General features: G+C 39.9%; 10 protein-coding genes and 2 pseudogenes. 9 read left to right on the top strand and 3 right to left on the bottom strand.

What is annotated here, in order from left to right:
• Positions 1-9 precede the first annotated feature (9 nt).
• From FOC32_RS00380 to FOC32_RS00370, 3 genes are read right to left on the bottom strand one after another with little or no spacing between them, the layout of a single operon-like run.
• Positions 10-1,545, bottom strand: coding sequence for a 2-oxo acid dehydrogenase subunit E2 (locus FOC32_RS00380; protein ID WP_004812185.1), 1,536 nt, complete (start codon positions 1,543-1,545; stop codon positions 10-12).
• Position 1,546: 1 nt separating this feature from the next.
• Complete coding sequence (locus tag FOC32_RS00375) at positions 1,547-2,566, bottom strand: alpha-ketoacid dehydrogenase subunit beta (protein ID WP_004812188.1); 1,020 nt, start codon at positions 2,564-2,566, stop codon at positions 1,547-1,549.
• A 15-nt stretch (positions 2,567-2,581) separates the two neighbouring features.
• Positions 2,582-3,544 (bottom strand): thiamine pyrophosphate-dependent dehydrogenase E1 component subunit alpha, encoded by a 963-nt coding sequence (locus FOC32_RS00370; RefSeq protein ID WP_004812189.1) that lies wholly within the window; start codon positions 3,542-3,544, stop codon positions 2,582-2,584.
• A gap of 342 nt (positions 3,545-3,886) precedes the next feature.
• Here FOC32_RS00370 and lipA point away from each other — a divergent pair, with 342 nt between their 5' ends.
• From lipA to FOC32_RS00325, 9 genes and pseudogenes are all read left to right on the top strand, one after another.
• Entirely contained in the window at positions 3,887-4,861 is a 975-nt protein-coding gene (gene lipA, locus FOC32_RS00365; protein ID WP_004812191.1) for a lipoyl synthase, read from the top strand.
• Between the two features lie 255 nt (positions 4,862-5,116).
• Complete coding sequence (locus FOC32_RS00360; protein ID WP_004812193.1) at positions 5,117-6,208, top strand: hypothetical protein; 1,092 nt, start codon at positions 5,117-5,119, stop codon at positions 6,206-6,208.
• An 81-nt stretch (positions 6,209-6,289) separates the two neighbouring features.
• Positions 6,290-7,234, top strand: a pseudogene (locus tag FOC32_RS00355) (IS5 family transposase).
• A gap of 245 nt (positions 7,235-7,479) precedes the next feature.
• Positions 7,480-9,291 carry a monovalent cation:proton antiporter-2 (CPA2) family protein gene (locus tag FOC32_RS00350; protein ID WP_004812195.1) on the top strand — a complete coding sequence of 604 codons (1,812 nt, stop codon included), beginning with the start codon at positions 7,480-7,482 and terminating at the stop codon, positions 9,289-9,291.
• Positions 9,292-9,436: 145 nt separating this feature from the next.
• Positions 9,437-9,832 (top strand): annotated as a pseudogene (locus FOC32_RS00345) (integrase core domain-containing protein); the annotation flags it as partial.
• A 147-nt stretch (positions 9,833-9,979) separates the two neighbouring features.
• Positions 9,980-10,198 (top strand): Sec-independent protein translocase subunit TatA, encoded by a 219-nt coding sequence (locus FOC32_RS00340; protein ID WP_004812196.1) that lies wholly within the window; start codon positions 9,980-9,982, stop codon positions 10,196-10,198.
• Between the two features lie 9 nt (positions 10,199-10,207).
• Entirely contained in the window at positions 10,208-10,630 is a 423-nt protein-coding gene (gene tatB / locus FOC32_RS00335) for a Sec-independent protein translocase protein TatB (RefSeq protein ID WP_004812198.1), read from the top strand.
• Complete coding sequence (gene tatC, locus FOC32_RS00330) at positions 10,627-11,385, top strand: twin-arginine translocase subunit TatC (protein WP_004812200.1); 759 nt, start codon at positions 10,627-10,629, stop codon at positions 11,383-11,385. The genes tatB and tatC overlap by 4 nt, the downstream gene beginning before the upstream one ends.
• A 204-nt stretch (positions 11,386-11,589) precedes the next feature.
• Entirely contained in the window at positions 11,590-13,782 is a 2,193-nt protein-coding gene (locus FOC32_RS00325; protein WP_004812202.1) for a PhoX family protein, read from the top strand.
• The last annotated feature ends 204 nt before the right edge of the window (positions 13,783-13,986 follow it).

Here is a 13,986-nt window from a genome sequence, read left to right as displayed (position 1 = left end):
CTATTCCTCCTACACCAAAATTAATGCAGGATTTTCGACAAACTGCTTCAATACCGATAGGAATTGAGCACCCAACGCACCATCAATGACACGATGATCACAAGACAATGTTGCGGTCACCATTTCACGAACAACAATCTCATCATTTTCAACGACAGCACGTTTCTCTGCTATACCTAAGGCCAGAATTGCACCTTGAGGTGGGTTAATAATGGCATCAAATTGTTGAATACCCAGCATTCCCAAATTGGAAATACTGAAACTACCGCCTTGAAACTCATCAGGTGCTAATTTTCCAGTTTTGGCACGTGTTGCCAGATCACGCATATCATTGGAAATTTGCGCCAAAGATTTACGGTTCGCTGCTTTAATGATTGGTGTGATCAGTCCATTTTCGATGGCCACAGCAACCGAAATATCAGCTTGTTCAAACTGTAAAATCTGCTGATTCTCTTCATCAAACTGAACATTAACTTGTGGAACTTTAATCAGTGCAGCAGCAGCAGCTTTAATCAGCATATCGTTAATGGACAGTTTGACTTGCGGTACAGTACTGTTAATTTGCTGACGCAAAGCCTGAACCGACTCAACATTTAAGTCTATCGTTAAGCGAAAATGTGGTGCATTGCGTTTTGCCGCTTGTAGGCGTGCAGCGATTGCTTTACGCATACCATTCATAGCTACGGTGGTGAATTTTGCTGACTCTGTTGGATGCGCGTACTCAGTATGTTGAGCTTGTACAGGGTTTTCACGTTGATATACAGCTTCAACATCTTCCTTACAGACTCGTCCACGTGAACCCGATGCACGACAATCATGCAAATTAATACCCCATTGTTTTGCCAAACGGCGAGCAACAGGTGTTGCTAGAACATCACTATCATCTGCTTTAGATTTTGCGGCTTTCGTGCTGGCTTGATGACGTACATCTGGCCAAGAACCACCAGCAGCTTGAACTGCGGCCTGAATATCTTGAACACTGATACGGCCTTCACGTCCAGAACCTGTAATCTGAGCCAAGTTTACATTATGCTTTTCAGCCAATTTCAAGGCATGTGGCGTTGCAAAAATATCATCGCTTTGTTGGTAGCCTTGTAACTCATCAGGAATAGAATATCCGCCCTGAGTCACCGCTTTTGATCCATTACCAACACTGTTCTGTTTAGGAGCAGCTTGTACTTTGGTTTCAACTTGAGCCACATCGACTTTTTCAGGAACCGCTGCTACCGCTTTATTTTCAGTTACAGCAGGTGTTCCACCTAAAGACTGTGCAAATGCTTCAACTTCTGCATCAGAAACTTGAGCGTCTGCACAGATTGCAATGATTCCACCTACGACCAGTGTGTCACCATCGTTAGCAATAATTTTTCGTAGCAGGCCATCAAAAGGTGCTTCCAATACATTGACGATTTTTGTGGTTTCAATTTCACAAATTTCCTGTCCTTTACTAAATTGGGTACCTTCCTGAATCAGCCATTGGGCAATCGTACCCTCTTCCATGGACAAACCCCATTTTGGGATTTCTAAAGTTTTAATTTCGCTCATCCTAAGCCTCCAACGTCTTGCGTACAGCCTGTTCGATGCGTTCTACACTAGGTAACCATTCTTTTTCTAGTACTGGTGAAAATGGTACGGGTGAGTGTGGTGGAGTGACTAACTCGATTGGTGCTTTAAGATAATGAAAGCCCTTCTGTGCAATGAGGGCAGCCACATCATGTCCGAAACCACAACGCGCTGCTGATTCATCCACAATAACTACGCGACCTGTTGAAGCCACTGACTCTAAAATGCCATCTTCGTCTAATGGAGAAATGGTTCGAGGGTCAACCACTTCAACCGAAATGCCTTCTTTTGCGAGCTTGTCAGCAACTTCATTGGCACGATGCACCATCAGGCTTAAGGCAATAATGGTGATATCAGTACCTTCACGTGTGTAATTTGCGACACCAAAAGGAATAGTGTAGGCCTCATCTGGTACTTCGCCCTTAATGTCGTACAATAACTTGTGTTCACAAAAGACTACTGGGTCATCATCTCGAATGGCTTGAATCAATAACCCTTTCACATCATAGGCGCTCGAAGGCACCACCACTTTTAAGCCAGGTACTGAGGCAAACACGTTATATGGCGACTGAGAATGCTGTGCTGCGGCAGAAAAACCTGCACCGATCATGCCTCGTACAACGAGTGGCGCTTTGGCTTTGCCGCCAAACATGTAGCGAAATTTAGCTGCTTGGTTATACAGCATGTCATAACACACGCCGTAAAAATCCATAAACATTAAATCTGCCACAGGTCTTAAACCCGTTGCAGCAGCACCTGCCGCCATACCAATAATCGCTGATTCTGTAATTGGAGTATCAATGACTCGTTCAGAACCAAATTCAGTCCATAAGCCTTTGGTTACACCAAGTACACCGCCAAAACCTTCCAGTTTATTGTCATCGGTATTTTTGCCACCATGCCCACCACGAACATCTTCACCGACCACAATGACACTTGGGTCTCGGTGCATTTCTAATTCAATTGCTTCTTTAATTGCGTTTCGATAACTTTTATTTGGCATTGTTCTACTATTCCTTTAGTAAGAGACGTAAACATCAGTAAGTAACTGAGAGGCTTCTGGGTACTTAGCTGCGCGTGCTTTTGCAACAGCATCGTCTACATTGGCTTTAGACTGAGCGTCAATCGCATCGAGCTTGGCTTCGTCAATTTTGTCTTTGACTTTTTCGCGGAATATTTTCAATGGATCCTTATGTTCTTTGACATAATCCAGTTCTTCTTTAGAACGGATAAGCCCTGGATCACCTTCAAAATGTCCATAAAATCGGTTGGTTACCGTTTCAATCACACTCGGACCTTCACCACGGCGGGCACGTTCAATAGCCTTTTGTGCAACTTCATACACAGCAAAAAAATCTGTTCCATCTACTTTTTCAGCGGGTAAGCCAAAACCTGCTGCTCGGCCTGCAATATCTTTACTGCCTACGGCATAATCATGTGCAGTACCTTCACCAAAACCGTTATTTTCAAAAACAAAAATGACAGGAAGCTTTAAAACAACAGCCATATTAATGGCTTCAAAAGTTAAGCCCTGATTTGAACCGCCATCACCGGTAAAAGATAGACCAATCCCACCATTTTTGAGTGTTTTAGCACTTAAAGCTGCCCCAATAGCCAAAGGTGGACCACCACCCACAATACCGTTTGCACCGAGCATGCCTTTATCTAAGTCCGCAATGTGCATTGAGCCACCTTTACCACGACACAAACCATCATCTTTGCCAAAAATTTCTAGCATCATGGCGTGAATGTCACAGCCCTTTGCAATACAATGTCCGTGACCACGATGTGTTGAGGTAATGAAGTCCTTATCTGTTAAATTTTCACAGATCCCTACGGCAACAGCTTCCTCACCGCTATAAAGATGGATGAAACCTGGGATATCACCTGTATTGTTTTCATCGTGAAGTCGATCCTCAAATTCACGAATGTCGCGCATTCTTTTGTATGCTGCTAGCAATTGCTCTTCCGTTAATTGCATATATTTATTCCTTATTAACTACGCTTAAAAGAAAATCCCAAATTGAATAACTGGATTTTTAAATCGTATATTTATATAAGAATATTTTTATTTAATTTCATATTAGACTAAAAAAATATAATGCATAAAAACATAAGATAAACATTAAAAACAGTGGTTTATAATATTAAAAAATTTGTAAATTTTTTAATATTATTCAGCTATATACAAAAACAAACCTTTAACCAACCTTTGTTTTATATGATAAGTTTTTTGCCCTGTTTTAATATTATTAACGCATTTAAATCAGCTTATTTAATATCAGGCTCAATATTAATTATTTTAAACGACGGAGTGTTTGAAATGGATTTAAATAACCCAGTATTAACTGGAAAGAAGCTACGTGGCGCTAAAAAAATGGCGCGTATTCCAATTAAAGTTGTTCCAACGGAAACGATACCGAAAAAGCCAGAATGGATCCGGACTAAAATTAGTCAACCTGAGGAAGTCCAAATCATTAAGGATTTATTAAGACAACAAAAACTACATACCGTTTGCGAAGAAGCGGCTTGTCCTAACTTGCCGCAATGTTTCGGTAGTGGAACAGCAACATTCATGATTATGGGTGATATCTGTACTCGACGCTGTCCATTCTGTGATGTCTCGCATGGCCGTCCTAATGCCTTAGATATCAACGAGCCACTGCATTTGGCTGAAACAGTGAAGAATCTAAACTTAAAGTATGTTGTGATTACTTCCGTTGACCGAGATGATTTAAAAGATGGCGGTGCACAGCATTTTGCAGATTGCATTCGAGAAATTCGTCAAACTAGTCCAGGCACTTTGATTGAAGTTTTGGTTCCTGATTTTCGTGGTCGCGCAGATATTGCACTTAAAATTTTGAGCAAAAATCCACCTGATGTCTTTAATCACAATATTGAAACCGTGCCACGCCTGTATAAAGCCATGCGACCAGGCGCTGACTATCAGCATTCATTGAATTTACTTAAGAAATTTAAACACTACTGCCCTGATATCCCAACGAAATGTGGTTTGATGGTGGGTTTAGGAGAGATTGAAGCTGAGGTTATTGCGTTATTAAATGATTTGAAAGATTATCAAATTGATTATGTCACAATCGGCCAATACCTACAGCCATCCAAATCACATGCGCCAATTCATCGTTTTGTTACATTGCAAGAGTTTAAACATTATCAAACTCATGGAGGGCACTTAGAGTTTAAGAATATTTGGAGTGCACCATTAGTGCGATCGAGTTATTTTGCTGACCGCCAGTATTATGGTGAGGCTGTACCTGTGCCCTACGTGCGTGAATGACATTTTCATGATTTAAAGGATCCTATTTATCAACATAATGGTTACTTTTATTAACACTTCAGATAAAAATAGTCATTTCCAGTCCATAACAACACTTTTAAAGTAGCTAAAAGGCTGGTAAAACCCAAAAAAGGTTATTTAACGAATCCAAGAAAAATGATTTGGTACACGTAAGAAAAGATTGAATGAGTATAGATCTGGAAATTGATTTCTGAAGTTTAAAGATATTACAGTCTAATCATAAAGGAATATGATATGAACCTGTTCAATACAGCACTAGCAAAAAAGCTGCAAACAACACATTTAATTAATCAGCATATTGTTCAGGCTGCACCCGTTTTGGCTTTGCCTCAAGAAGATCAGACTTCCCTATTCCGCCGCTCTATTCAGCATAATTATGCCGATTTATTAAGAATTGCTAATGATTCCGATATGGCAATTGGTCTTACAGATCACCATGGTACTCTGTTATGGACCTGGAGTAGTTCCGCGATGCTTTCTTCTGCTGAACAGGTACATTTTATTGAAGGTGGCCATTGGTCAACGCAGGCGGTTGGGACCAATGCGATTGGTATGACATTAAATAGTCAAACATCAAGTTGTGTATATTCTCATGAAAACCAAATGGACAGCGTTCGTGATTGGGTCTGTTATGCAGCACCTATCTGGGATCCGACTTCAGGTCAATTTCATGGCATTATCAATCTTTCCACAAAATATAAAAAACATACCCCTCTAGGCATTCTTGCTGTGGAACGCTGTGCAGACTTAATACAGCGAGCAATAAAATTTGAACAGAAAAATTTTTTATACATTAAAGCGCTAGGTTCGCCCTGGGTTCAATTTAATGGGCATACTTTGAACTTGACTCACCGTCAAATTGAAATACTTTGCATTTTAGCTTTGTATCCTTACGGCATTGGTTTAGAAGAGTTACACTATGCCCTTTATGGTGAGCGTAATGTCAGCCTAAAAACCTTAAAGGCTGAGCTTTCACAACTTCGTAGCCTATTACCTCATTCAATTGAGGCTCGCATTTATAGGCTTACCTGTGAAGTCCAATGTGATTTTTTACGTGCTGAACAATCATTAAATGCAAATCTTATTTCGAGTACATTCTCGCTATATAAAGGTAGCTTTTTATCTAAATCAGAAAGCCCTTTACTCAGTACTTGGAGACATTGTTTTGATGCCCGTTTAAGCCAGTTGATTTATCAAATAAAGGATACCGATCAATTATTACGGATTATTGGGCAAACACATGATCGTATTGATGCTGTACAGCGTTTATTAGAATTATTACCACAGGACAGCAACTACCGTAATTATTTTTCAAATCTGATTTAAATTTGATTTGTTACTTCAACTCTAAAGGGCTTTGTTGCATAAACCTAGCCTAGAAAGATTATTCAGTCCTATAATTTCAATATGAATAAACCTGCTCCTAAAATCTATCGTACAACTAACTGGTCTTTCTACAATCGTGCCCTTATTAACCGAGGTAATATTTCCATTTGGTTTGATCCAAACACTCAGTGGTATGCACAACCACAAGGAAGGCAAGCAAGGTCGAAATCAAACTTACTCCGATACCGCTATTCAATGCTGTTTAATGATCAAATCTCTATTCAGACTCTCTTTACGCATGGTCACAGGTTTTGTTCAAAGTTTGATTAAACTGTGTAAATGAGCTGCTCCGAATATCAGCGATATTCGTACAGCACGCTTTGTCGAAGACAAAAACATATTGATATTGCGATTAGCTATCAAAAAAGTAGCGATGGGCTACATCTACTCGTAGACTCAACTGGTTTGAAGTTTCTAGGTGAAGGTGAATGGAAACGTAAGAAACATGGACCTGAATATCGTCGCCAATGGCGTAAGCTCTATATTGCTATAGATGCTGAAACCCTTCAAATACGTGCTGTACAGCTTACTACAAATAATGTGAGCGATTCACAAGTACTCGATGATTTACTTGCTCAAATTCCTTTAGACGAACGAATTGATTCGGTCTATACCGACGGTGCTTATGATACGAAGTACTGCAGACAAGTCATTTTAGATCGAGATGCACATGCGGTCATTCCACCAAGAAAAAATGCAAAACCATGGAAAGATCGGAAATTGAGATCTTTAGAGCGGAATGAATTATTAAAAACAGTGAAACGTTTAGGAAGAATGCTTTGGAAAAAATGGTCTGGTTATCATCGTCGAAGTTTGGTCGAAACCAAGATGCATTGCATCAAATGATTAGGCGATAAATTAACAGCAAGGAGTTTTCCTAGTCAGGTCAATGAGATTCATGCACGCATAGCAGTATTAAACAGATTTACAGAATTAGGTCGTCCTCATAACCAAGTTGTCACTTGAGTTCTGTTCAGATAAGCAGGTGCTGTCTTTTAAATCTTTGTGCAACAAAGCCCTTTTGCATAGAAAATATTCTGGATAGGTTCTAAGTGATCATCTTTAAATTTATGAAAAGCAATTACACAAAATTATTTACAGGCTCTGCAGTTGCATTAGCTTGAAGCCTGTATATATATATTTGGCTACCTTTATCGGGTAAATTCTATACTTGCAATGTCAACAGCCCCAATACAAAATCTGAGAAATATATGAGTGCAGAAGCCACATCTATCAGCCTTTTATCCCCTGTCATATTGCTCACGGCTGCAGTGATCGCAGTCCCCTTAATCAAGCGCCTAGGATTAAGCTCGGTATTGGGATATTTAATTGCAGGATTAATTATTGGTCCATTTGGACTGGCATTTTTCTACGATTCTGTGTCTATTTTGCATATCGCTGAGCTTGGTATTGTGATGTATCTGTTTGTGATTGGACTAGAAATGCGTCCATTGTATTTATGGAATTTAAGAAAAGAAATTTTTGGATTAGGTACATTACAAATTAGTGCCTGTTCATTAGGGCTAACGGCTGTAGGCTTGGTCTATGGCTATTCTTGGCAAGTGAGTTTTGTGTGTGCTGCAGGCTTTGTACTCACCTCAACTGCAATTGTAATGCAACTTTTGGGAGATCGTGGAGACATTGCTCAACCACGAGGACAAAAAATTGTCTCGATTCTGCTGTTTGAAGACTTGTTGATTGTACCTTTATTGGCCATTGTCGCTTTTATCGCACCGAATCATGTTGTTGAAAGTACTTCTACGCGTTTGCAGAGCATCGGAATTGGTTTAATTTCAATTGCAGGTTTAATCGCTGCAGGCTATTGGTTGCTTAATCCTTTATTTCGCTTATTAGCTGCAGCCAAAGCCCGTGAAGTCATGACTGCAGCAGCACTCTTGGTGGTGCTCGGCGCAGCATTACTGATGCAAGTCACTGGCTTATCGATGGCAATGGGGGCATTCCTTGCAGGGGTATTACTCTCCGAATCCACTTTTCGCCATCAGATTGAAGCAGATATTGAACCGTTTCGTGGCATATTGCTCGGATTATTTTTTCTAGGTGTAGGCATGTCACTAGACCTTAACGTCGTAAAAAATAACTGGGTGTTAATCTTAAGTGCTGTACTTCTGCTGATGTTTGTCAAAGCATCCATGATTTACCTGATTGCACGCATGACCAAAAGTTCACACTCCGAAGCACTCGATCGCGCATTACTGATGGCTCAAGGGGGTGAGTTTGCTTTTGTACTCTTTACTGCCGCCATGAGTGCTCAAGTCATTAGTGCTGTTGAACACTCAAACCTGACTGCGATTGTAGTCTTATCGATGATTTTGACCCCGATTATTGGCTTTTTATTTAAACGTTTTACCCAAACTACAGAACAAACTTCTTTAGAAAATATCCGTATTGCCGAAGGACTTTCTGGAAAAGTATTGATGATTGGTTTCGGTCGTTTTGGACAAGTTTCCAGTCAATTACTGCTTGCTCGAGGGATTGATGTGACCATCATTGATAATGATATCGACATGATTCAAAACGCTGAAAGATTTGGATTTAAAATTTACTATGGCGATGGTTCTCGTTTAGATATTTTACATGCCTCGGGAGCAGATACGGCTGAGGCAATTGTTGTTTGCGTAGACCACAAAGAAACGACGAATAAGATTGTAGAGTTGGTGCAACATGAATTTCCTTTAACCAAGTTACTGGTTCGCTCTTATGACCGTGAGCATGCGCTGCATTTAGCAAAACAAAATGTGGATTACATGATTCGAGAAACCTTCGAGTCGGCAATGCTATTTGGCGGTGCCATTTTAGAAGAATTGGGTGTTGACCAGAGTAATGTTGAAGAAATTAGCCAAGAAATCCGAGAACGAGATAAGGAACGTTTTGAAACCGAAGTTGCAGCAGATGATGTCTATGCGGGTATCGGTTTGCAATACACAGGACCGCGTCCGACTGCACCTTTAATCACACCAAAGCACACAGGGCAAATTCTGAATGAAGATGACACTCAGCAATAATTTCACGTATTAAGCCCAAATAAAAAAGAGGTCTGTGTAGACATCTTTTTTGTAAGCATCCGCTGAACCCCATACCTATTTTTTAATTCCGTTCAAGTTTCCAGCGGTGTGGCAGTAATTCTTCTATTTGGGGCACTTTTTGTGTCGGCTATTGAATATAATTGATGATTCTCGTCGAGAAGGTTTAGCGATTGAAGCAGAATTCTCATTACCAACAATTCGGGTTATTCGTACGTTGAATCAGTTGCTAGAGTGGCGAGAAAATCCGTTAGTTATTCGGTTTGAGAATAGTCCGGAGTTTATCAATCATGAATGTGGGCGCTGGGGAACTGAATAAGGTATTCGTATTGAATATATTCAACCAGGTAAGCTACAGCAGAATGCGTATATTGAACATTATAATCCAACTATACGCTATAGCTGTCTAAGTACGCATTTATTTGAAACACTGGAAGAAGTGCAAGATTATGCAACGAGTTGGCTGTGGCATTACAACCATGAAAGACCACACCAAGCAAACAGACGAAGGCTACCTCTAATTAATGGCTGCTTGATCTCTATTTTTAACTTCGGTTATTTATGGGCGGATTACCCTTGTCATTATATTGACATCAAATCTTCATAGCTCTGTCATTTGTTAGTGTTGATATAAGCCAATAAATTTAAAAAGATTAAATGAGGATAAAATATGGCAGGGTTATCCATCTGGCATGTACTAATTTTTGCAATTGTAGTGATCTTACTGTTTGGTACTTCTAAACTAAAAAATCTAGGAAAAGATGTAGGGGGTGCAATCAAGGACTTTAAGAAATCTGTCCGTGAAGAAGAAGCTGAGGCAGCTCAACTTCAGTACCCTCGAACGATTGATGCGAAAGTTAAAGCCAGTGAGAGTTCAATCAAGAATTGAGGTATTGCTATGCTCAATATTGGAATGACTGAGCTGTTGGTCTTTGGGGCAATTGCCTTGCTCATTCTTGGACCAGATAAACTCCCTGAAGCGATACGTTTTATAGGTAAATGGTCAGCCAAAATCAAAAGGATCGCCGGCAATATACAAAATGATCTTGACCGTGAATTGCGACTATCGGAACTACGGGAACAAATGCAAAGCGAGCTGAAACGTATTCAGGAATTAGAAATTAAAATGCAGGCACAAATGGATAATATAAATGTAATCCATCAGCCCATCATTAGAAATCCGGAACAACATCTTTTGAACTATGAGCTGACTTACCAATTAATTAATGAATCAGTTTCACCTGTTCATTTACCGCCAATCCAGCTGAATAAAGTGACAAAACAAGAAAAAATTTATGCTGATATAAAGGTGGCCGTATGAGTATTTTGCCTTCGACTCAAACCAACAACGATACCCGGCAAATCCCGTTAGAAGAAATGCCAATTACCAGGCATCTAGTGATTCTGCGAAAGCACCTTTTCAAAATTGTGGGCGTATTATTAGGACTATTCTTATGTTTACTGCCTTTTGCAAGCCAAACTTATCAGCTTTTATCAAAGCCTTTACGCGCTCAGTTACCTGAAAGCTCTAGCATGATTGCAACAGATGTGACTGCGACTTTCATGGCTCCATTTAAGTTGAACTTCTTTATTGCTTTACTTATCGCCATGCCTTTTATTTTGTATCAACTTTGGGCCTTCATTAGACCAGCATTGTACCTAAAAGAAAAAAAGTTAGCTTTACCACTATTAATCAGCAGTATTGTACTGTTTTATGCAGGTATTGCTTTTGCCTATTTAATCGCTTTACCTTCTATCCTTCATTTTTTTATCAGCGTATCACCTGACACTGTTGCACCGATGACCGATATCAATAGTTATCTGGCTTTTTGTTTAAAACTATTTTTAGTTTTCGGATTTACTTTTGAAATCCCTATTATCACGCTCCTGCTTATTATAATTGGTGTTGTCAGCACACAGACCTTGGTGGAAAAAAGACGATTTATTGTGGTGGGATGTTTTTTTATTGCCATGTTTGTGACACCACCCGATGCCCTATCAATGATTATGTTAGCTGTTCCAATGTGGCTGTTATTTGAATTAGGCTTAGCGGCAGGAAAATGGATAGAAAAATGATGACCGGACATAACTGAATAATAATAAAAAGAACATAAAAGAAGAAAATACTCTATGAGCAGCTTAAGCTGCTTTTATTTTTAATATATAAATCAATATTATATTTAATAAATCCGCAATATTAGCTTCACCTGACTGTCATATTCAACCGCTAATTTATTCCTGACTTTAAAACAACCAGACCTTAGTTATGGGAATAAAATAATGACAGATTACTTACCTTATGATGAAAATCAGGAATTGGATAATAATACATCAGATAATCATCATTTTCGGGATATTTTAGAACAATCCATTTCTCGTCGTGCTTTAATTGCCAAAACTGCAAGTGGGGCTGCAGCATTGGCCCTTGCATCCTCTCTGGCCGGATGTGGGGACAGCGATAATAGCTCTTCTCTGCCGCCAACCGAGACTGTACCAAACCCGCCTGCTATTGACCCAAATGCAAAACCAGAGCAACTGAACTTTACACCAGTTGCTAAAAACTTGAATGATATCGTCACTGTACCAGACGGTTATGAAGCCAATGTCCTGTATGCACTTGGAGATTCTATTAATCCTGCATATTCAGACTGGGATGACAACAATATCCCGAATGGGCCAAGCTTTCAGTTTCGCTCTGGCGACTGCCATGATGGAATGAGTTTTTTTGGCTTAAATATCACTTCTGGCCGGTATGACCCGACTGTGTCTGAGCACGGTCTACTCGTTATGAACCATGAATATATCAATCCGACTTTTTTACATCCTCAAGGTCCAACCAAAGTTGATGGTCGCCGCCCTGAAGATGAAGTCATTCGTGAGACAAATGCACATGGTGTTTCAATCATTCATATCAAAAAAGACAATTCCAATCAAAAAATAGAAATTGTCAAAAATTCGATTTATAACCGTCGAATTACTGCCTCAACTGTCATGAGCTTTTCAGGCCCTGCGAGTGGATCTACTCTTCTATCTACACGCTTTTCACCAGGTGGAAAACTAACACGCGGTACGCATAACAACTGCGGCAACGGCTATACCCCATGGGGTACTTATCTCACCACTGAAGAAAACTTTATTGGTTACTTTGTCCGTAGCAAAACTGATGATGCTCATCGCTTACCGCAAGAAACGGTCGCTTTGGAGCGTTATGGTTTAAAAGCAGGTTCAAGCTCACGTTATGGCTGGGAATCTGCAATAGGTACAATTGAACCTCAGGATCTTTATGATCGATGGAGTGCAGATATTACTGCCGGTGATGCTAGCAAAGATTATCGTAATGGCCCCAATACTTTTGGCTGGATTGTAGAAATTGATCCATTTGATAGCCGACAAAATCCAGTTAAGCGTACAGCCTTAGGACGTTTTGCGCATGAAGACTGTCGTGCCAGTCGTGCTCGTGAAGATGATAACCTGGCTTTCTATATGGGCGATGACTCACGTGGAGAATATATATATAAGTTTGTTTCTGACTATAAATGGAGTGAAAACGACCGTAATGGTGGTTATGCAGTCGGAGATAAATATATGGATCATGGCAAGCTTTATGTTGCTAAATTCAATGCAGACGGGAGTGGTCAATGGATTGAGCTGAGTTATGGTATTAATGGTTTGAATGAGCTGAACAATATCTATCCTTTTAATTCCCAAGCAGATGTCGTGACCTTTGCTCGTCTAGCAGCAGATAGCGTAGGCGCTACTAAAATGGATCGTCCAGAATGGGTTGCAGTTAATCCTGAGAATGGAGAAGTCTATGTTACGCTCACTAATAACTCTAACCGCGGCACTACACATGCCTTAGATGCAGCCAATCCACGTAACTATAGCGATCCTGAGGGTGGCAAAGGTAATGTAAATGGTCATATTATCCGCTTACATGAAGATAAGGATACGACCACAGCCATCACATTCAGATGGGATATTTACCTATTTGGTGCTGAAGCTAAAATGGCACAAAATATTAATCTATCAGGTTTGAATGATAATAATGATCTGTCTTCACCAGATGGGATGTGGTTTGACCCTCGTGGTGTACTCTGGATTCAGACTGATGATGGTGCTTATACAGATACGACCAACTGTATGATGTTGGCTGCTTTACCTGGTAAGGTTGGAGATGGTACTCGAACAATCACATCTTCTGGTCAGGAAACTATTGTCGGTGCTCAAGTCTCAGATCAAACTTTACGTCGTTTCCTGACAGGTCCGAAAGGCTGCGAGATTACGGGGGTAACCATGACACCAGACTATAAAGCGATTTTCATTAATGTACAGCATCCTGGAGAAGATTCTCGAAGTTATGATAAGCCCACTAGTCATTGGCCTGCATCACAGACTAACTCGTCTGCCACTTCCCGGCCACGCTCTGCAACTGTAGTAATCACTCGTAAAGATGGTGGAACTATAGCTGGATAAATAACTGACTTATCTCAAAATGCTGGCTTGATGCTGGCATTTTTGTTTTTTCAATCTTTTAAATTTTAAATTTTTTTAGATTTAAGAATGAACTAGTCAATAATAAGCATCTTGAGCAGTATCCTAAAAGTTATTAATTTTTTATAGGGAGGTTAATGAACCTATAAATTCTAATTTATAAAAAAGCAATAAGTTAATGTAATA

Source organism: Acinetobacter sp. FDAARGOS_724 (assembly GCF_013364475.1).
Lineage (GTDB): Bacteria > Pseudomonadota > Gammaproteobacteria > Pseudomonadales > Moraxellaceae > Acinetobacter > Acinetobacter variabilis.
The sequence above is the reverse complement of the archived record's forward strand: the minus strand, read 5'-3'. Positions and strand labels throughout refer to the sequence as shown.